Raw genomic sequence first — 17,711 nt, forward strand, 5'->3', positions numbered from 1 at the left:
CCCGGTCGCCCTGCGCGAGGCTCCGGTCACTCGGTTCAGCACCCGGAGCGCCGGAATCGGCCCGGTCAAGAGTGACGGCCCGGGCGTCGGTTGGGGCGGGAGTGGAGCTCGACGAGGTGGTCCGGCAGCGGTGTGCGGATCACCGCGTCCACTCGCCTATACCGGCTCGTGCCGTCGGGCACCACTGGCAACCCCGCTTCCCGGTAGACACGCCGGCCAGTTCGACCGCAGGACGGTCCGGGCGAAGTCCAGGACGGCCGCCGTCAGCACTCGACGTGCCAGTCGATCACCATGCCCGGCCGCGGCACCGGCGGTGTGTGGCTCCTCGGCCCAACCGGTCCATCCAGCCTACGCGTGTGCACACCCCGGGGCTGTCCGCATGGGCCACTCGGGTGAATCGCGGGCTCATCCTGGTACGGGCGGGTGGCACCCCGGTACAGATTCATGGGGGCGCTCCATCGCGCGCCCCGTTCCGATCGCCGGTGCGGCGCACATGTGCCGAGCCGGCGCGAAGGGAGCGAGACCCATGCGCAAACGACCGGTGGCCGCCGCGGTGGCGGCGGTAGCGCTGTGCGGTACGGCCGCACCCCAGGCATTCGCCCAACGGCCCGCTGGCCAGGACGAAACGTTCCTCATACAGGTGCACCAGGGCAACCTCGCCGAGATCGCGGCGGGTCAGGACGCCGGGCGGCACGCCGGCAGCACGTGCGTGAAGCAGGTCGGTGCCGTACTGGTACGCGACCACACCAAGCTGGACGCGGATGTGAAGACGCTGGCCGACAAGCTGAAGGTGCGGCTGCCTGGCTCCCCGTCCGCGGAGCAGAAGAAGCAACTGGCCGCCGTGCAGGCGAAAGCCGGAACGTCGGCTTACGACACGGCATGGCTCAAAGCTCAGGATGCCGGACACCGCCAGGCGCTCGCTTTGATCGACCAGGAGATCAAGGCCGGGAAGAACAGCCAGGTCGTGGCCGCCGCACGCAACGCCCGTCCGGTCGTGGCGATGCACCTGGACATGGTCAGCGGCGGCACCTGCCACATGACCGGTCACTCCGGCATGACCAGCCAAACGCAGTAGCCACTCGCAGCAGTAGGCACCGTGGAACACCACCAGCCGGCCGTCATGCGCATGAACTGGCGCGAGTTGAGCGCGGCGGCGGCCGGCTGACTGGCCGGGGCGCGGCACACCAGGTGCGGACCCCGACGCGGTGCGGGTGAGTGCTGGGCGGTGGCCAGCAGCGACCGAGGTGCCGTGCCGGGCGTGCCGGGCGTTGCGGACCCGGGCTGATCGGTGCAGCCGGGGCTGCTGGCCATCGCACTCCTGACGGTCTCGAACGGTTGCCGAAGTGGGCGAACCGGGATGCGGCCCACGCCAGAGCATCGAGCAGCAGGCCAGGCATCTGTGGGTGCCACAGGTGCCGCCCCCGGATCCCCTCAGAGATCGATCAGCTCCTGACGGGGCTCGTCCCGCGGCGGCCCGGCACCACGCCTGGCCGCCGCGTTGCGGATCAGCAGCGTCCCGAGGACTCCGACGGCGAGCCCGCCGGCCGCCCACCACATGCCCTCGACCGCACCGCCCTCGCGCGCGGCGCCCGGCGCTCCGCCGAGCCCCAGGAAACCACCGGCCGCCAGCCGGTCGTCCTCCCGCCGCGGCGCGCGGTGCCGGCGTATGTCGTCGTGCGCCACGTCCGGCGCCGGATCGGTGCGTACCGGGGTGCCGTCCTCGGCGACGAACCGCTGGTCCTGGCGCAGCATCGCCGCGTCCCCGCCGGGCGCCCGCCGGGTCTGCGGCCAGCCCCCAACCCCGGTCCGGGGCGGATAGCAGCCCTCGGCCCACTCCCGAGGCACCCGCTCCGTACCGATGTACGCCGGGTCGAGCAGGCCGCGCAGCTGGTCGTAGGCGTCCTGCCCCACATGCCACGCCTCGGTACACCCGGCACCGGCCGTCACCACCACGGCCATATCGGGGAGCCGATCGAACGGGTGGGGTGCGACGTCCGGCGTGACATGCGAGCAATCCTCGATGTCGGAGTCGACCAGGCTCGCAGGGTTCGTATGGGTTGTGCCCGCAGGCCCCAGCACATACCGCTACTGTCTGCCCATCGAGGGGACATGGGGGTGGGGCGTTGGCAAGCGAATGGTTGGTACAAGCGCGACGTGGGTGGGCCTCCAGGCCGAAGGTGATCCGTGTCGTCGTCTACATCTGCGTACCACTGGGCTTGTCCGGCATAGCCGTTGGCATATACGGAGACCATCACCGGTGGTGGGAGCACCAGAGCTTCCTCACCAACTTGATCTCCAGCTTGACGAGCGTGATGTTCGGTATCCCGACCGCCCTGTTACTCCTCGGATACTTGAGCAACGCGCAGGCGGAGGCGTTGCAGAAACAGCAGGTCCGCCGCCGCGCTCGACGCGATATCGATGCCTTCCAGCAGGTCCTTCTCCGGCCGTTCTCCGCGAGCGACCTGGCGTCCCTACGCACCCAGAAGACCGACTTGGACCATGCCGTCACAGCGCTGCGGGCGGTTCCGCGCATCGAGGGGGCTCACAGACGTCCGTTGGAGGAGGTCCGGGAAGCGATCACGGCATGGGTCGATCAGGTCCGGCCCCTCGAAGCGAACTACCAGCAGGCGCTTGCCAGCATGACGTCCCAAGCCGTTGGCCTGCACGCGTCTCCCTGGATCGAGGATCTCCAGGCTCACTGGGAGCAACTCGACCAGGGGCTGCGCTTCCAGATGTCCGAGGCCGACCAAGCATGGCTCACGCCTGTTCGCGCAGCCGAACTGCGGAAAGTGTGGGTGGAACTGCGATCGGCGAACATCGTGCGCCGTATTGAGACGGATGTGACGAGATGGACTGCCCGCTCCAGTTCGATCGAACCGGCTACCACGGACGAGACGGCGCACCGGATCGCCGCCCTCTACGGCGGCTATGAGCGGGAGCACCGGCTCATCCACGATCGTCGTCAATGGTTGAGTGCGTTCGGCGTGCTCATGGACGGGGCCGACGAGTTGGCCAGGCTGCTGCGGTAGCCACTATCCGTTTACGTCCGTCTCCTTGGCGAACGGGCTCAGCGCAAGATGGCACACAGGCTACCGATCTGGCGGCAAATGTGCCCGATGCACCGCAGGTCCCACCCAAACCTTGAGAGATCTGCTCGGATTTTGAGCTCTGGCCTCAGCGATCAAGTACGGCACCGACCTGAAGGCGCAGTTCTGCGAGCAGATCCGGGCCCGGGGAGGGACGCCGGACAGCGAGCGGAGTCTGCGCCATCAGGTCCGGCGGCTCAAGGAGCTCAAGGCAGACGCCCAGGAGATCGCCCAGCTCAAAGCTGATGTCGAGGCACTGGTGGGTGCGCTGCACCAGGCCACGGTGGCGAGCAGCCACCCGCACCGGCAGCGTCGCGAACCGGTCGGGCGGCTGTCACTTCCTGGCCGCGTCGGATTTCCCGCTGATGGAATCCTGGTAGGCATCCGCGTAGGTGGTTGAGTCCTTGATCAGGTCGTCGCAGAACGCGGCGACGTCGGTACCGATGAGTGCCAGAACTCCCTTGCCCTCGGCGGCGCCCTCCTCGAAGAAGTCGACGATTCCAGGGAGGAGGGGTCCGTCGGACAGGCTGACCGGTCCGACCTTGAACAGGTACTTCTGCATCTCCTTGTAGACGATCTGGTAGTCCGGCGGGAGTGCCTTGACCCGGGCCAGGTGCGCCCGCCACTGTTTCTTGCCTTCGATGATGTCTTGGATGCTCACGTCAGCCTCCCAGCCGGCTCAATTTTCTCGTGACGTTCCTGTTCAACTGCTCGCGCCACCGGTCCCGATAAGTCCGGGCCTCTGCTCCGCCGGCCAGCGCCCTGCAGAATCCTTGGATGTCGTCGCCGAGCACCTCGCGGATGCTCTGCCCGTCCGCTGCCGACACTTCGAGCAGTCCCAGGGCGGAGTCGAGGATCGGCATCAAGTTGCGGCCGGTGAAGTCCCCATAGGGGAAGAGGTGGGCGACGATCTGTTCCCACGCCGCCCGGTAGTCGTCGGGCAGGGTCTCGACCCGGGCTTCGAACGCCTTCCATTCCCTGGTGAGATCGCTGCCTGTGACCTTCTCCCAGAAGTTCATCTCCCGCCTTCCTTGAGCCTGTTGATGCGCGATGAGAGGTACTGCCACTTCGCCCAGAACTTCGCGAGTTCCTCGCGTCCGGCGTCGTTGAGCGCGTAGAACTTGCGCGGCGGACCGACCCCGGATGGCCGTTTCGTCACTTGGACGAGCCCATTCCTCTCCAGCCGCAGCAAGATGGTGTACACCGTCCCCTCGATGACGTCGGCGAAGCCGAGCTCGTTCAGCCGGCGGGTGATGGCGTACCCGTAGGTTTCCTCGTTGCCGATGATTTGGAGCACGCACCCTTCGAGCGTGCCCTTCAACATCTCCGTCAGGTCGTCCATCGCGGGTGCTCCTCAGCCCTGTTCGGTACTACGTGGCACCGAGTACTGCTATACGGTATCACCGAGTAGCGGAACGGCAACGTCTCCGGTGGACGCAATTCCAGGCCGACTCGTTCGGCGCGGGACCGGATTCCGTCGAACGCTGCAACCCGGTCGCCGGCGGATCGAGGGATCGAGCGGACCAGTTCAGGCGCTGCCCGGCGTTGCCGGTGATCAGGGCGGCGGCCTCGTGCAGGTAGCAGGAGGCGTCGCCGTCGCGGTCCGGCTCGATCCGCTCCGCCCGACCCGCCGCGACGCCGACCACCTGCGCGAGCATCAGGAAAGGCCACCGGGAACGTCGATGCCCTCCTGGAGCGCGCGCAGGATCGCGGCAAACTCGCGGGCGTCAACGTCATCGGCATTCAGGTCGCCCTGAACCTGCTGGAGGGCGGGCTGGGCAATGCCGCGCGAGACCCGCACCCGGTCCACAGGCGGGTACGGGTGCGGCCGGTCACCGGATGGTCGCCTTGGTGGTGGCGACCAGAGACGCGACCGCTTCCCAGCCGTGGTGCCAGGCGGAGTCGAGGTGGAAGGCGCCGTTCATGCCGCGGCGGGTGCCGGCGAGGGACCGCCGGTCTTCGGCTGGCCGGCGCTCTGTGCTGATCCCTTCACACCGGAGTGGACCCACGGTCGAGGCACGGGTTGCACTGCTCGACACGAGAGGGCGGGCCTGCTTGCAGTCGCAGTCGCAGTCGCAGTCGCAGTCGGGCCGATTCTGGGCATCGGAGTTGTCCATCCGGGCCAGGTACCGCGCTCAGTCACAATCGGGCGTTCAACAGACGACACGTTCGGTGCGACACCTCAGGCGCTCGCGCCCTCGCGTCCCGCTCACCGGGAGTGCTGTCATGAGGCTCGGCGCAGGGGCACGACGGTGGCCGGCCCGATGGATCCGGGCCCGAACTTCTTCCGGATCCGGTCCATGGCCTGCTCGGCGACGAGCCGGGACTCCCGGGCGCCGTCGAGGCTGATCTGCTCGGCGACCTGATCGGCGTCGATGAGGCCCTCGGCCCTCAAACCGATCCCGGTCAGGCGGGCGCGTTGCAGGCCGGCGGCGTCCATCAGCTGGTAGGCGAGTGTGCGCAGGTCGTCCTCGTGGGCGGAGGGCTCGGACAGGCGGCGGGTCTTCTCCACGGCCGTCCCGCCCGCGAAGCGCAGGGTCAGGGTGATCGCGCGGGCGGCCTGGCCGCGGCGGCGGAGCTGGAGGCCGAGCTGGACGACGAGATCGAGCAGGGCGGCCCGGACGACGGCGCCGTCCAGGGTGTGGCTCGTGAAGCGGTGGCGTACGGCGACGGAGGCCGGCAGGTTCCGGGACACGACGGGGCGGGGGTCGATGCCGCGGGCGCGGTCGGCGGCGAGCCGGCCGGCCTTCTTGCCCAGCAGACGCTGCACGGTGGCCGGGGAAACGGCGGCGAGCAGTCCGACCGTGTGGATGCCGTAGTCACGGAGCACGGCGGCCTGGCGCGGGCCGATCCCGTGCAGATCGCCTACGGGCAGCGGGGCGAGCCAGTCGGTGACCTGGTCCGGGGCGATGGCGAGGACACCGCCGGGACCGGTGACCTGGGCGGAGGCGGTGGCCGCGACAGTGATCGTGGGTCCTATGCCGACCCGGACGTCGACCCCGAGGTGCGAGATGGTCCGCACACGCAGGATCTCGCCCAGATGAACCACGTCGGTCCCGTGGTAGCGCAGGGCACCTTTCACCTCGACCAGGGCCGCGGACGGCGGCAGCGCCTGCACCACCGGGGACAGGCCGGCCAGCAGCTCCAGCACCCGCCGGTAGACCTCCTCCGGCAGCCGGTCCGGACAGCGCACATGCATCACCGTCGCCCGCACAGTCGCAACCGGCTTCTCGGCGTCGTTCACGGTGCTCACCTCCCACCCCTCACGTTATCGAACAAAAAATCGAACACGCGACTGCAACGGAGACGATCATGGAGGTGAAACCGAAGAGTGTTGTTCGACGGCGCGCAGCCGGACCTGGAGCCGGCTGCTCACTCTGCGGGTGTGGCATGCGATGCGGCCTGCGCGCATCGACCGCAAGATCGCGCAGTTGGTGCCGCTGGTGCCGCTGGTGCCGCTGCAGGCCGAGCCGGAGCACGGCCGACGCGCGAGGCCGGCACCGCCGGACTGGATCGTCGAACTCGGTGTCGGGACCGACCGGCCGCCCGTGCGGGCCCACCCGGGCATCTGCTACATGGCGGGCAAACGACACCGGCCCGTCAGCCCGGAAGAGGCCCGCCGGCTGCTGACCGACGGCACCAGTGCGCGCAGCCACTGCCGCCCCGACACCGCTCCCGGCATCGTCGGCTTACAAGGGCTATCAGAATGACTTGAAGAGAGCCTCGCATCCACCTGGGATGCGAGGCGGTCGAGTGTCTGCCGGTGTGGGGACTCACTTCACCTTGGCCGCCACGGTGGGCGAGTAGACCTTCTCGGACCCGCTCACGCCCACGATCCGCAGATGCTCGGCACCCTTGGTGTTGAGCTTGGCGATCAAGGCGTACGAGCTGCCCTTCTTGACCTTGGCCGTCGCCCTGAGCGGGATCCACTTGCCGGACTTCTCGTGTTGGAGCACGAAGCGGGGAACCGACCTGCAGTGGTGACGCAGTACGGAGGTCATGTCTGTCTCCCGTCCTGTCGCTCAACGGACCCTCCCAGGCCGGCGCCCGGACGCCACCCTCGCCACTCCGAGCCGCACTGGCCACAGCGGCCACCCCGTCACACCAGCCACATGACCTGGCCTTCCACCGGGCCGGCCCCGCCCCGAAACCCGACGGCCGACAACACCGGGTCACGCGGTGGCTCCGGTCAGGAGGAAGAACTCATTGCGGGAGCGAGCGTCGGAGCACAGCACGCCGAGCAGGGTCGGGGTCAGGGTGCTGGGGGTCGTAGCCTGCACGCCGCGCAGGGTCATGCAGGCGTATTCGGCGTCCGTGGCCACGCCGACGCCCTTGGTTGCGGGCGGGTCTGGAGCCGTCGGCGACCTGTCTGGCCGCCTGGTTCGCCGCCCGGGGAATCACCATCGGACGCGTCCTGACCGACAACGCCTGGGCCTACGCCAACACCTAGCGCCAGACCTGCCAAGAACCGGGCACCAGCCCCGCTGGTCCAGGGGCTCTCGCGGCGGCCCCAGACCAACTGCGAGGATCTGGGAGTCGTTCACGTTCCCGGCGGTCACGACGAACGACAGGGGCAGGCCACGGCCGTCCGCTGCCGAGTGGATCTTTGTGGTCAGTCCGCCGCCGGACCGGCCGAGGGCCTGCCGCGCCGCCGAGCGTTGCGGATCTTCCAGATTGTCCCCGTCCGAGTCCCCTTTGCCCGGCTCCAGCGGCGTGCTGGTGAACCCGGTTGATGGTGGAGTCCACCGAGACTGTCCACTCCAGGCGGCCGACCGCATCGTCACGGACCTGAACGTGCTCCAGCAACCGGGCCCACGTGCCGTCGGCTTCCCACCGGGCGAACCGCTCGTAGACCGTCTGCCACGGCCCATAGCGCGTCGGCAGGTCCCGCCACGGAGCTCCGGTCCGCAAGCGCCACAGCACCCCGTCGATCACCTGCCGATGGTCCCGCCACGGCCGCCCTCGACCATCCAGCGCCGGCAAGAGCGGAGCTATCCGCTCCCACGCCGCATCCGTCAACTCACCACGACCAGCCACAAGATCAAGTATGAGACTTCGCTGCATTGAGGCAGTCCACGACTTCAGCGAAGTAGGGCCAGCCGTTCACTTGGAGGTTCTGCACCGATGGCCGGGTGTCCAGAGCAGGCGCCGCGGCGTCGAGCAGGCGCCGAACCGTTCGGGGCTCGTAGAGGTTGAGCCAGGCGCGGTCCGGGAGGCGCACGACCGTGCCCGCCTCGAAGTGCGAGTTCGAAACGATTCTGTCCGGGCCCGGGGCAAAGACCAAGGTCAATCGACGTCGAACGCCCTGCGCCATGACCTCTGGGAAGAGTGAAAGCGTCAGCCGGCAGTCAGCGTAGTCCGGTTTCACTCGCTGCCGGACAGTCCAACACCAGACAGCCTCGCCGACCACGAGGTGGCGGACACGTCGATCGTTCCCCATCGAGCCAGCGTAGATCGTTGGCCTGGACGAATGGCATTCTTTCTTCAGACGACGTGGTCAACCCCATCGTGATCATTTGTCAGACACGACCCAGCACGATCACACGCACCCTGTGGAGTGTCGTCATGCGTGACGGCAGGCAGCGCGGGGGCTTGTGGGTACGGAGTGCGGTTCTGCGGTCGACCGGTTGTCGGATGCTGCGGACGGCGGGCGGTGGGCAGGAGTGTGAAGACCAGTGTGAGGTCGGTGCCTCTGATGGTGGCGATGCGGTGGAGGTCGTCGTGGAGGAACACGGTGTTCACAGCAGGGGTAGGGGTGCGGCCGGCACGATGTGCGACGGGCCGGGTGTGCTACTCCCAGGCCCACGCGGTGGGGCACTGCTGGTCGTGATCCAGGTCCAGTTGGTGGCGATGAGATTGAAGAGTTGGGTGACGCTGAGCTGGGCTTCCTCTTGTGGGAGGCGTGCAGCGGTGTAGGCGTGGTGGGCCTGCCGGGCGGTGTGGGCTTCATGGCCCTTCCCCAGCGCCGGGCGGACAGGTCAGCTGAAGGTGGCGGCGGGGCCGCTTTCGGCGGCGGCCTGGGCGCGACGCCACAGGGGCCGGGCGATGATGGACAGGCTCTGTAGGACGACGGTGGCCGCCTCGATCCCGCCGACCGGGAGCGCTCAGAACGTCGCCGCGCGGCTGGGGTATCCGCTCCCGGCGGCGCACACCGCCTTGGCGACCGCGCGCACGGGACCCCTGACCAGGAAGGCCCGGCACAGGGCTTGACGTCACATGAGCCGGCGGCCGGTGACGTCACCGCCCGGCTCGTCGGCGAGTTGGACGGTCGCGGTGATGCGCTTGCCCATGGGCTCCCGGTGAACACAGAAGGTCTGGGAGGCCGCCATCACGATTTCAAGGCCGTGCTGACCGATCCGGTCCGGGTCGGCTGGGCTCACCGACGGCAGCGTCGTACTGCTGTCCCACACGCTCACCTGGACGGCACCCTCACTGACCTCCAGGTCCAGCAGACAGGGGCCGGGGGCGTATTTGCGGGCGTTGGTCACCAGCTCGCTCACCACAAGCTGGACCGTCCCCATCGCACGATCGGACACCGGTAGACCATGTACCGCCTGCAACGAGGTGAGGAAGTCGCGAGCCACACTGCGAGCTTCGGCGATCCCGACGCTGCCCTCGAACGCGACGGAGACTGCCATTTGATGATCGGCAGGCGGGCCCTGGCCCTGGTTTCGGGCAGTACGGGGCACAGATCGCCTCACTTTCGAAGCGCAACCAGTCACCCACCACTGGTGCCCCGAAAGTCCGGCGCAACCCATATCAGATCGCTACACGGCGCCTTGCCCCGCGGATGCCCTGGCTGTCGCACCGGGATCGCGAGGACGGCGGGGTGGAGCAGTTCGGCTTGGCAGAGGATGACTTCGGCGGCGCCGCGGCCGTCGCCAGGAGCGCATGGCGTGGGTCTTGCGCCTTGCACTCCCCCAGGGACACCGCTCCTGGGAAGTTTCAATGAGCGTGGACCCGGCATGAGGAGGCTGCCATGCGCTCCATCGCCGCCGATTGCCCCAACGCACTGGTCACCGTCACCCCCGCTCCCTGACCGTTTGACAGAACCGGCTGGGAGAGGCGGTGAGCGCCTGGCGATCCCGAAGCACCGTGGACGAGCCACGCGAAGACCCTGAGGGCTCGGCCACTGGAGGCGAAGACGACCGATTACCCCTCCCCTGGCCGTTGGACCGTATCTACAGTGGGGCGGGATGCCGCGCCGAGCCAAAGGCGGTTGCGTGTAGTGGACTACCGAGCGCTTCTACGACCATGACGGCAACCTCTGTCGCCCCGGCGACCGGTTCTACGACACAGAAGGCATCCACCGGCGTCCCGGGGAACGGTTCTTCGACTGCGAGGGATTCTTGAGGAATCCGTAGGAAGTACGGGCCAGGGCGGGGCGGAACTCCAGCTCAGCTACCTCGGTCGTCGATTGAGTTCCTCGCGGTGTGAGACGGGCTGGGGTGCCGTTCCCCGGTATACCCGAAGGACCTGCCGCTCCTTGCGGAGATGACAGGCGCCTTCGGAGTCCGGCATCACTGCTTGGCCGGCGGCTCCTCAGCCTCCTCGCCGTCGAAGCCCCGGTGTTCCTCCACCAACTCCTCTATCTCGCGGGGGACCTCGTACAGCGCCTTGAGGACCAGACCCCATGCCCGGTCCCGCAGTTCCTCCGGTACCTCGTCTTCGATCTTGTCGGCGAGCCTGCCGATCTCGTACCGGGCGTCATCCTCTGTGCCCGTCGTCGGCGCGGTCACCACCTCCCACAACAACCGGCCCACCCCAACCGCCACCCGGCCTATGCCACCGAGCACCGAACCCATGTCCATCTGCGCTTTCCCCCTGGTGGTTGATGTCCTGCCGAAACGAGGCCCATAGCAGTGTGCGGGGCGGGCCATCGAGTCATTCATGCCTGCTGCTGACCGACGAAGCGGCCGGCCTCTGGCCGCCGGCCGCCTTCACCGACCTGCGCGGCCATCGTCGACCATCTGACCGCACCTGCCGCATCGCGGCGGGCCTGCTCCCGGTCGACCTCCGCAGCGGTCTTCGCCCGCCGGGCACGCCGGATGCGCACCGTGCGGTCGATGCCCGTTCCCGTCCGGTCGGACGGGCGCGGATCAGCGCAGTCCGGCGAAGAGGTCGTTCTCGGGTATGGCCGCGCCGGTGGTGTCCTGGACACGTACGAAGGTCTCCATGCCCATCAATTCGCCGAACCTCTCCTTTCCCATCTTGAGGAAGAAGATGTTGTCGCCCTGACTGGCGTGCGCGGCCAACGCGTCAAACTTCTGACCGCTGAACCCGGTCGTGTCCACCCACGTGGTGATCTCATCGTCGGGGAGGCCGATCTGGGCCATCGCGGCGGCCTCGGCAGGATCCGGCTCCGGCATGTCCGGATGAAACTCGCGCATGACCTCACCGAACCGCTGCATCATCGAACGAGGCATCGTGGTCCAGTACACCTTCGGTGCCAGCGTGGTCATCTCCAGCGCCGCCATCGTGATGCGATGAGCCTGGATGTGGTCGGGGTGGCCGTAGAAGCCGTTCTCGTCGTAGGTGACGACCACATCAGGTCGATAGTGCCGCATGAGTTCCGCGAGCCGGGCCGCGCCTTCCTGCACGGGGGTCTGCCAGAAGGATCCGGGGGCGTCGTTGCTCGGCCAGCCCATCATCCCGGAGTCGGCATAATCCAACGTCTCCAGATCGCTGACCTTCAAGACGGCACAGCTCGCTGCGAGTTCCTGACGGCGCATCAAGGCGACCGCCGCCGGATCGTGCCCGGGATCGCCCGGCTTGACACCTCCGGGTCCGTCACCGCAACGGCCGTCGGTACACGTGACGAGAACCGTGCGGATGCCTTCCGCCGCGTACCGCGCGAGGATCCCTCCGGTTCCGGTCGCCTCGTCGTCGGGGTGGGCGTGCACTGCCATGAGCGTCAAGGGCCGGTCAGTCATGTAGCGATCCTCCTGGAGAAATACGTCTTGGTCTGAGTGTGCGGTCGGCGTACCACGATCGCGGCGCCCGCATCCCGGTGGGGTGGACGGCCATGTGGTCTCCGTGTTCCCCGCCGGTGCGGCGCCGGTTCCTCGATCGATGCAACCGTGCCGGCCGGACCGGCTGTTCCCGACTCGGCCGCTCAGCCTTCCAGACGTCGGCGTTCAACGCGAACAACGTACAGGCACGACCCGCAGGTCTCAGCGCCACTACGGATCCGACATCCATCCGGCACCAGCCGTGATATTCCCGCGCCGAATTTGAGACCCTACGAAGGCGGCGTCACGTCTGCGTCCTGTCGGCGAATTGGGAGTAGTGGCCCTGGGCGGCGACGGCGATGGTGGCGGTGGGGCCATCGCGGTGCCTCGCCACGATCAGGTCGGCTTCGCTGGCGAGGGGGAGGTCTTTCTCGTGGACGTCGTCACGGTGGATGGGGATGACGACGTCCGCGTTGTCCTCGACGAGCACGCCGGAGTCTCGTAGGTCGTTGAGCATGGGTCTTGTATCGGCGCGCGGCGCGCTGGTCTGCGGCCCGGTTGAGGGTGGAGGTGGCGATGACCGGAATCCGCATCTCTTGCGTCATCGGCCTGGCCCGGGCGTGATGACGTAGGGCAGCGCGCGACAGTGGCCGTCTGCGGGAGGGTGAATTCTGTGGCTGGGGCGCATTCCGCTCGGTGATTCCGTGGCCCGTCCTCAGGTCCGCCATGCCCTGCTCCCGCCCCTCCTGACCGCGGTGCTGTCGGTGATCCTGGTGCGTCTCGTCCGCGGTCCCCGTCTCCAGCAGGCGGCACCGGTCACCATCGGGACGTGACGAAGCACTACCAAGGCATCGTGGAAGCGGTGGCTCCGAGCACGATGGAGTTCCGCCAATCGGCAGGGGAGACGCCGTAGGCGGCGCGGAACACCCGGCTGAAGTGCGAGGCGCTCGTGAACCCCCAGCGGTGGGCCACTGCGCCGATCGTGAGCTCCGCTGACCGGCGGGCCAGGTCGCGTCGGCAGTGTTCCAGTCTGCGCTTCTGTATCCACCGGCTGACGGTGATGTCTTCCAGCTCGAACAGTTTGTGCAGATAGCGGACGGAGATGTGGTGGGCGCGGGCGATGGTGTCCGGTGTCAGGTCCCGGTCCGACAGGTGCTGGTCGATGTACGCCCGGATGCGCAGCAGCAACATCCGAGCGGCGGTTGGGGTGTCCGTGGGGGGTCTGCCGAGTCGCTCCTCGGCCAGGGTCTGCACCATGTCCACGACGTTGCGGGCGATCGACTCGCCCGTCCGCTGCGGGTACGTCGCGGCGGTCTCCACGAGCCGGGACAGCAACGGCGTCAGCAACGTGCCGAGTGCCGACTCGCGACCGAGCGGCGCGGCCGTGATCTGGTGCAGGTCGGACTCCCCCAGATCCAGGACGTGCCGTGGCAGGACGAGGGACTTCGTCTGGAACGGTTCGGGGAAGGTCAGTCGTAGGGGGCGCGCCCTGTCATAAACGAAGAGAGCCCCTGACCGCACGTGCACGTCGCGCTCGTCCTGCTCGACCCGGGCGTTCCCCCTGCTGAGCAGCATCACGACGACGTGGTTGTCGTTGGTGCTCCCAGCGATGAGGCGTCGGGTGCGGAGGGTCTGCATAGGGTCGCCCTCCACAGTGACACCCCGGATGCGGCCCAGCGGTGACGTACGGACCGTGCCGGAATACACCTCTTCAGGAACGCTGATGTCAACCGCTCCGAAGGTCTGGGACAGCGCCTCTCGCCAGTACAGCCGTCGGCGGTGGGCCGGCACCGAGTCCGTGGTGTGGAGAGTGGTTGATGGGTCCGGCGACATGGAAACCCCCGTCTTTCACCATGCTTTCGCGGCACACATGGTGCCAGCGCGAACGGGGTCGTGGCATCGCGTGAATCAGTGAGATCACCGGTAAGACTCTGTGAGCAGCGCCGTCCGGCGCCGCCAGGTTCGAACGTTTGGCGATCTGGGAGGTGAGGACGGGGTGACCACGTCTGAGCTTCGTCCGGGCCCGCGCGCCAGGAGCTGAGTCCGCTCTACCCCGGCCAGGACGACGGGGTGCAGGGGGGCACCGTGCGCGAGAACGCCGGTGAGCAGGTCGGCAAGACCGAGCGGGTAGACCGTCTCGGCCGTGGTGCGCAGTTCGGCGAGGGTCCACCAGCGGTGTTCGCGGATGTTGTCGGGCCGCGAATGCCCGGTCCGGGTCGACATTGGTCGCGGAGACGCGGGTGAGGACGTACTTCTCGACCTGGCGGACGTGACGGCCGCCGACGAGGTGGTCCTTGTCGCGCTCCGCGAGCTGCGCTCCCAGTTCGACCGCCTCCTCGTCGATACCGAGTTCTTCGCTCAGCTCGCGGAGCGTCGCCGTGGCGTGGTTTTCCCCGTCCACCAGCGAGCCGCCGGGCGTCGCCCACCTCGCCCCGGCTCCGCAGAAGCGTTCACCTGAAAGTGAGTAACCAGTCCTCCGCCCCGGTCAGCGAGCAGACACGCCGGCCGGCATGGTCGTGGGCCGGGAGCTGTCTGCCATCCGGCTGCGGGTCTTCTCCAGCGAGACCGAGGGCCCTGGAGAAGGCCGGCGCAGTGCAGGTTGCGCTCAGATGACTCCGAGGAGCCCGTAGCCGCCGAGGCGGGTGTCGTACTTCTGCGGGAAGCCGACGGACGCGGCGGTGATCACGCGGCTGCCCTTGGCGGTGGGGCCGCCGGTGCCGCCCGGGAGGACCCAGACCGCGCCGGTCCAGTTGTTCTCCTGCCCGGCTCCGATGAACAGTTCCGCCTTGCCGTCCTTGTTGATGTCGCCGACGGACACGGTGGTGCCGAACGCGTCGTCGACCTCGTCGCCCCCGGGGATGCCGGCGGTGTCCTGGGTGAAGGCGTAGGCGCCGCCGCCCAGCGCGCCGGTGCGGCGGCCGGGGATGACCGTGACCTGCCCGGCGTTCCGCTTGCCCGTGTCCTCCAGCGGCGAGCCGATCACGATGTCCGCGAGCCCGTCGTGGTTCAGGTCGGCCACCGTGAGGGCACCGCCGAAGTGGTCGCCCTTCTCGCTCGTACCAGGAACACCGGCGGTGTTCTGGGTGAGCTGTACCGGTTGCGCCTCCCACGCGATGCCCTGCGCCGACCCGTACCACACGAGTACCCGCCCGCCGAGCGCGCCGTCGACACCGGCCTTGTCCGGCTCGTCCGGGTCTCCGACGACGAGATCGGCGTATCCGTCGCCGTTGACGTCCCCGGTGGCCGCGATCAGGCCGTTGCCCTTCTGCTGCCAACCCCCCAGAACCGGGTCGACGTACACCGCGCCGCCGCTCAGGTCGGCCAGCCGGACGGTGACGACGACGTCTTCCGGGAAGCCGCGGTGGTTGAAGTCGCCCAGAGCCACGCTGCCGGCGGAAGCGGTGGCCTGGTTCTCCACGGCATCGCCGTACGTGCCACTGCGGCTGAACGGCCCGGTGAAGCGCATCGCGCCCTCGTACCCGGCGACGAGCACCTCGGTCTTCCTACCGGGGCCGGTGCTCAGTGCTGCCACGTCCAGGCCGTAGTACGCGCCCGCAGTGGTCGCCGGCAAGTCGGTGCCGGATGTCAGACCCTTCTTGCTGCCCCACAGCACCGTCACCGAGCCGGCGTCCTTGCCCCGCCCGGTGTCCTCGTACGGGGCGGAGACCACCAGGTCCGCGAAGCCGTCCCCGTTCAAGTCGGCCGTGGCGGTGGCGGAACCGAAGCCGTCGTCCGCCTCGGCAGCGCCCGGCACGCCCGCGCTGTTCTGGGTGATGGTCACTCGCCGGGACGTGGACAGCCCCGACGCCGATCCGTAGAGCACGACCACGGCACCGGCTCCCGTCTTGCCGGCGACGTTCGCCCCCGGCGCGGGCAGCACGGCGTCACGGTAACCGTCGCCATTGAAATCGCCGGGCACCGCGCCGTGCACGGCCACGGCGGGTGTCGCCGACAGCAACGGAGCGCCTACGACGGCGGCGACCAGGAGCGCCCCCGATCTCCAACCACCGTGCCGAGTACGTCCGTTCGCCATGGACTGGATCCCCTCCCCAATTCGACGCATCCCTGCGTGCGCCGCGATCTGGGCATCGTAAAGGGGGAGAGCCCCACGGGACGCCTGGCCCCTCCCCCTGGGGGCCCGCCCCGCGTGCTCGTCGTGCGACGTCCGCGGAACCGGATGACGTCCTTCGGTGCGTCGGCCAGGACTCGGCCGACGCAGTGCACGACCGTGGCGGCGGGGCGACCAGCGTGTCCGCAGGACGTCGACTCGGCCGGGCTGGGTGGGCGAGCCGTAGTGGGTCCTGATGCCGCAGGCGGTGGCCGATCTGGTGTCGGCCGCCGCCTGGCGGATGGGATGCCGGTTCGGCTGACCGGAGAGTGGCGTGGTGTCAGGTGGTCGGGCCGCCCGCGACCCACTGCTGCCACGGCATGTTCCAGTCGCTGAGGCCGTTGTCCGGCGCCAACGTGGTCCTGTCCTCGGAGTTCTTGACGACCACGACGTCGCCGATCATCGACTGGTCGAAGAACCACGCGGCGGGCTGCTTGCCGTCGCCGCCACCCCGGACGTCCTTCAGGCCCACGCAACCGTGGCTGGTGTTCACCTTGCCGAAGATCGAGTCGGCAGCCCAGTAGTTGCCGTGGATGAACGTGCCCGAGTCGGTCAGGCGCATGGCGTGCGGAACGGCCTTGATGTCGTACGAGGGCTTGCCGTCCTTCTCGGTGAGGCCGACGCTCGCACCGTTCATGTGGACGTGCCCGAACTTCTCGGAGATCACCATCTGACCGTTGTACGTCGAGTGCTCGGGGCTGCCGGACGAGATCGGGATGGTCTTGATCGTCTTGCCGTCCCGTACGACGGTCATCTGCTTGGTCTTGGCGTCGACGGTGCTGATCTGGCTCCGGCCGATCTTGAACGTGACCGTCTTCTGGATGCCGTCGCGGCTGAGCGTGACGGTGACGGTGGAGCCGGACGTCCAGTACTTCTCGGGGCGGAAGTCCAGGCGGTGGTCGTTCAGCCAGTGGCCGACGACCTGCTGGCCGCTGCTGGAGCTGACCTGGATCTCCGACTCCACGGCGGCCTTGTCGCCGACCGCCTTGTCGAACGTGACCGTCACCGGCATGCCCACGCCGACGGTCGAGCCGTCCTGGGGGGAGACGTGCCCGATGAAGTCGTTGGCCGGGGACACCGTGGTGATCGTGGCGTTGCCGGTGACGGAGCGACCCTTGGCGTCGTCGGCCTCTGCGGTGATCTGGTACTTGGTGGCACGCTCCAGCCGGCCGTTCGGCTTCCAGGACGTGCCGTCCGCGGACAGGGTGCCCGGGGTCTCGGCTCCGGTCGCGACGGCGGTCATGGTCACCTTGGTGAGCTTGCCCTTGCTGACGGTCACACCGACCGGGTCGTTGATCCCGACGTTGTAGGCGCCTTGCCCGGGTGAGATCTCTATTCGGGCGTCGGACGCTTCCTGGGTGCCTGGCTGGCTTACCCGCACCTGCGGTGTCGGGGGGTTCCCGGCATCGTTGCCGCCGGTGGCGGCATTGCTCGTACCGCCGAGGGCCGTGATGGCGAGTACGCCGCCGAGTACGCCGGTCGTGGCCACCAGCCCGGTGCGACGTGTGAACAGCGTGATCAAGCGTTTCTCCATGTCACTGGTCTTTGCATCCCTGCGCTGATCGC

At 68.5% G+C, this 17,711-nt stretch carries 21 protein-coding genes and 3 pseudogenes; 4 read left to right on the top strand and 20 right to left on the bottom strand.

The annotated features are described in order from the left end of the window. Positions 1 to 526: 526 nt before the first annotated feature. Positions 527 to 1,075 (top strand): DUF4142 domain-containing protein, encoded by a 549-nt coding sequence (locus IE273_RS22680; protein ID WP_229887354.1) that lies wholly within the window; start codon positions 527 to 529, stop codon positions 1,073 to 1,075. A gap of 356 nt (positions 1,076 to 1,431) precedes the next feature. Here IE273_RS22680 and IE273_RS22685 read toward each other — a convergent pair whose 3' ends face one another. Further along, a complete protein-coding gene (locus IE273_RS22685; protein WP_229887356.1) occupies positions 1,432 to 1,959 on the bottom strand; it encodes a hypothetical protein in 528 nt (175 codons plus the stop codon). Positions 1,960 to 2,177: 218 nt separating this feature from the next. Between IE273_RS22685 and IE273_RS22690 the strand changes: the two genes are divergently transcribed. Then, positions 2,178 to 3,029, top strand: coding sequence for a hypothetical protein (locus IE273_RS22690; protein ID WP_189817005.1), 852 nt, complete (start codon positions 2,178 to 2,180; stop codon positions 3,027 to 3,029). 145 nt (positions 3,030 to 3,174) lie between these two features. On the opposite strand, the gene IE273_RS22695 is transcribed toward IE273_RS22690, so the two are convergent. From IE273_RS22695 to IE273_RS22720, 7 genes are all read right to left on the bottom strand, one after another. Beyond that, positions 3,175 to 3,360 carry a hypothetical protein gene (locus IE273_RS22695; protein WP_189817006.1) on the bottom strand — a complete coding sequence of 62 codons (186 nt, stop codon included), beginning with the start codon at positions 3,358 to 3,360 and terminating at the stop codon, positions 3,175 to 3,177. A 60-nt stretch (positions 3,361 to 3,420) separates the two neighbouring features. Further along, the gene (locus IE273_RS22700) at positions 3,421 to 3,747 is read right to left on the bottom strand and encodes a DUF1048 domain-containing protein (RefSeq protein ID WP_189817007.1); all 327 of its coding nucleotides are present in this window, start codon (positions 3,745 to 3,747) and stop codon (positions 3,421 to 3,423) included. A 1-nt stretch (position 3,748) separates the two neighbouring features. Continuing rightward, positions 3,749 to 4,105 (bottom strand): DUF1048 domain-containing protein, encoded by a 357-nt coding sequence (locus IE273_RS22705; protein WP_189817008.1) that lies wholly within the window; start codon positions 4,103 to 4,105, stop codon positions 3,749 to 3,751. Next, complete coding sequence (locus IE273_RS22710; protein WP_189817009.1) at positions 4,102 to 4,428, bottom strand: PadR family transcriptional regulator; 327 nt, start codon at positions 4,426 to 4,428, stop codon at positions 4,102 to 4,104. The genes IE273_RS22705 and IE273_RS22710 overlap by 4 nt, the downstream gene beginning before the upstream one ends. Positions 4,429 to 4,486: 58 nt before the next feature. Further along, on the bottom strand, positions 4,487 to 4,744 hold the full coding sequence (locus tag IE273_RS43645; RefSeq protein WP_229887358.1) for a hypothetical protein: 258 nt from the start codon (positions 4,742 to 4,744) through the stop codon (positions 4,487 to 4,489). Further along, positions 4,744 to 4,896 (bottom strand): hypothetical protein, encoded by a 153-nt coding sequence (locus IE273_RS43650; RefSeq protein WP_229887360.1) that lies wholly within the window; start codon positions 4,894 to 4,896, stop codon positions 4,744 to 4,746. Before IE273_RS43650 ends, IE273_RS43645 begins: the two co-directional genes overlap by 1 nt. Positions 4,897 to 5,310: 414 nt before the next feature. Next, entirely contained in the window at positions 5,311 to 6,330 is a 1,020-nt protein-coding gene (locus IE273_RS22720) for a DNA polymerase Y family protein (RefSeq protein WP_229887425.1), read from the bottom strand. Positions 6,331 to 6,481: 151 nt separating this feature from the next. Here IE273_RS22720 and IE273_RS22725 point away from each other — a divergent pair, with 151 nt between their 5' ends. Next, positions 6,482 to 6,796, top strand: a complete 315-nt coding sequence (locus IE273_RS22725; RefSeq protein ID WP_229887362.1) for a DUF6233 domain-containing protein — start codon at positions 6,482 to 6,484, stop codon at positions 6,794 to 6,796. Positions 6,797 to 6,859: 63 nt separating this feature from the next. On the opposite strand, the gene IE273_RS22730 is transcribed toward IE273_RS22725, so the two are convergent. The 8 genes and pseudogenes from IE273_RS22730 to IE273_RS22765 all read right to left on the bottom strand — a co-directional run. Next, positions 6,860 to 7,087, bottom strand: coding sequence for a hypothetical protein (locus tag IE273_RS22730; RefSeq protein WP_229887364.1), 228 nt, complete (start codon positions 7,085 to 7,087; stop codon positions 6,860 to 6,862). Between the two features lie 171 nt (positions 7,088 to 7,258). Then, positions 7,259 to 7,411: pseudogene (locus tag IE273_RS22735) on the bottom strand (GTP cyclohydrolase I); the annotation flags it as partial. A gap of 168 nt (positions 7,412 to 7,579) precedes the next feature. Continuing rightward, positions 7,580 to 8,123: pseudogene (locus tag IE273_RS22740) on the bottom strand (IS5 family transposase); the annotation flags it as partial. Between the two features lie 4 nt (positions 8,124 to 8,127). Further along, complete coding sequence (locus IE273_RS22745; protein ID WP_189817010.1) at positions 8,128 to 8,526, bottom strand: hypothetical protein; 399 nt, start codon at positions 8,524 to 8,526, stop codon at positions 8,128 to 8,130. 772 nt (positions 8,527 to 9,298) lie between these two features. Further along, complete coding sequence (locus IE273_RS22750; RefSeq protein WP_189817011.1) at positions 9,299 to 9,724, bottom strand: ATP-binding protein; 426 nt, start codon at positions 9,722 to 9,724, stop codon at positions 9,299 to 9,301. 882 nt (positions 9,725 to 10,606) lie between these two features. Then, positions 10,607 to 10,897 (bottom strand): hypothetical protein, encoded by a 291-nt coding sequence (locus tag IE273_RS22755; RefSeq protein WP_229887366.1) that lies wholly within the window; start codon positions 10,895 to 10,897, stop codon positions 10,607 to 10,609. Positions 10,898 to 11,185: 288 nt separating this feature from the next. Beyond that, positions 11,186 to 12,019 carry a PIG-L family deacetylase gene (locus tag IE273_RS22760; protein ID WP_189817012.1) on the bottom strand — a complete coding sequence of 278 codons (834 nt, stop codon included), beginning with the start codon at positions 12,017 to 12,019 and terminating at the stop codon, positions 11,186 to 11,188. Between the two features lie 322 nt (positions 12,020 to 12,341). After that, positions 12,342 to 12,633: pseudogene (locus IE273_RS22765) on the bottom strand (DnaB-like helicase C-terminal domain-containing protein); the annotation flags it as partial. A 108-nt stretch (positions 12,634 to 12,741) separates the two neighbouring features. Between IE273_RS22765 and IE273_RS44720 the strand changes: the two are divergent. Then, complete coding sequence (locus tag IE273_RS44720) at positions 12,742 to 12,870, top strand: hypothetical protein (RefSeq protein ID WP_268257513.1); 129 nt, start codon at positions 12,742 to 12,744, stop codon at positions 12,868 to 12,870. Positions 12,871 to 12,877: 7 nt separating this feature from the next. Here IE273_RS44720 and IE273_RS22770 read toward each other — a convergent pair whose 3' ends face one another. The 4 genes from IE273_RS22770 to IE273_RS22785 form a co-directional block, all read right to left on the bottom strand. After that, positions 12,878 to 13,870, bottom strand: coding sequence for a helix-turn-helix domain-containing protein (locus IE273_RS22770; protein WP_189817014.1), 993 nt, complete (start codon positions 13,868 to 13,870; stop codon positions 12,878 to 12,880). After that, on the bottom strand, positions 13,764 to 14,438 hold the full coding sequence (locus tag IE273_RS22775; protein ID WP_229887369.1) for an NUDIX hydrolase: 675 nt from the start codon (positions 14,436 to 14,438) through the stop codon (positions 13,764 to 13,766). The genes IE273_RS22770 and IE273_RS22775 overlap by 107 nt, the downstream gene beginning before the upstream one ends. A 204-nt stretch (positions 14,439 to 14,642) precedes the next feature. Continuing rightward, positions 14,643 to 16,070, bottom strand: a complete 1,428-nt coding sequence (locus tag IE273_RS22780; protein ID WP_189817015.1) for an FG-GAP-like repeat-containing protein — start codon at positions 16,068 to 16,070, stop codon at positions 14,643 to 14,645. 355 nt (positions 16,071 to 16,425) lie between these two features. Continuing rightward, positions 16,426 to 17,679: a L,D-transpeptidase gene (locus IE273_RS22785; protein WP_189817016.1), complete on the bottom strand. Its 1,254-nt coding sequence runs from the start codon at positions 17,677 to 17,679 to the stop codon at positions 16,426 to 16,428. Positions 17,680 to 17,711: the final 32 nt, after the last annotated feature.

Origin of the sequence: Streptomyces olivaceoviridis, assembly GCF_014650115.1 — a bacterium.
GTDB classification, from domain to species: domain Bacteria; phylum Actinomycetota; class Actinomycetes; order Streptomycetales; family Streptomycetaceae; genus Streptomyces; species Streptomyces olivaceoviridis.

What these genes read in the sequence shown, in the direction of transcription:
- IE273_RS22680 (WP_229887354.1), top strand. Translation starts at nt 527, where the DNA reads ATGCGCAAACGACCGGTGGCCGCCGCGGTGGCGGCGGTAGCGCTGTGC.
- IE273_RS22685 (WP_229887356.1), bottom strand. Translation starts at nt 1,959, where the DNA reads ATGGCCGTGGTGGTGACGGCCGGTGCCGGGTGTACCGAGGCGTGGCAT.
- IE273_RS22705 (WP_189817008.1), bottom strand. Translation starts at nt 4,105, where the DNA reads ATGAACTTCTGGGAGAAGGTCACAGGCAGCGATCTCACCAGGGAATGG.
- IE273_RS22710 (WP_189817009.1), bottom strand. Translation starts at nt 4,428, where the DNA reads ATGGACGACCTGACGGAGATGTTGAAGGGCACGCTCGAAGGGTGCGTG.
- IE273_RS43645 (WP_229887358.1), bottom strand. Translation starts at nt 4,744, where the DNA reads ATGCTCGCGCAGGTGGTCGGCGTCGCGGCGGGTCGGGCGGAGCGGATC.
- IE273_RS22725 (WP_229887362.1), top strand. Translation starts at nt 6,482, where the DNA reads ATGCGGCCTGCGCGCATCGACCGCAAGATCGCGCAGTTGGTGCCGCTG.
- IE273_RS22730 (WP_229887364.1), bottom strand. Translation starts at nt 7,087, where the DNA reads ATGACCTCCGTACTGCGTCACCACTGCAGGTCGGTTCCCCGCTTCGTG.
- IE273_RS22745 (WP_189817010.1), bottom strand. Translation starts at nt 8,526, where the DNA reads ATGGGGAACGATCGACGTGTCCGCCACCTCGTGGTCGGCGAGGCTGTC.
- IE273_RS22750 (WP_189817011.1), bottom strand. Translation starts at nt 9,724, where the DNA reads ATGGCAGTCTCCGTCGCGTTCGAGGGCAGCGTCGGGATCGCCGAAGCT.
- IE273_RS22755 (WP_229887366.1), bottom strand. Translation starts at nt 10,897, where the DNA reads ATGGACATGGGTTCGGTGCTCGGTGGCATAGGCCGGGTGGCGGTTGGG.
- IE273_RS22760 (WP_189817012.1), bottom strand. Translation starts at nt 12,019, where the DNA reads ATGACTGACCGGCCCTTGACGCTCATGGCAGTGCACGCCCACCCCGAC.
- IE273_RS22770 (WP_189817014.1), bottom strand. Translation starts at nt 13,870, where the DNA reads ATGTCGCCGGACCCATCAACCACTCTCCACACCACGGACTCGGTGCCG.
- IE273_RS22780 (WP_189817015.1), bottom strand. Translation starts at nt 16,070, where the DNA reads ATGGCGAACGGACGTACTCGGCACGGTGGTTGGAGATCGGGGGCGCTC.
- IE273_RS22785 (WP_189817016.1), bottom strand. Translation starts at nt 17,679, where the DNA reads ATGGAGAAACGCTTGATCACGCTGTTCACACGTCGCACCGGGCTGGTG.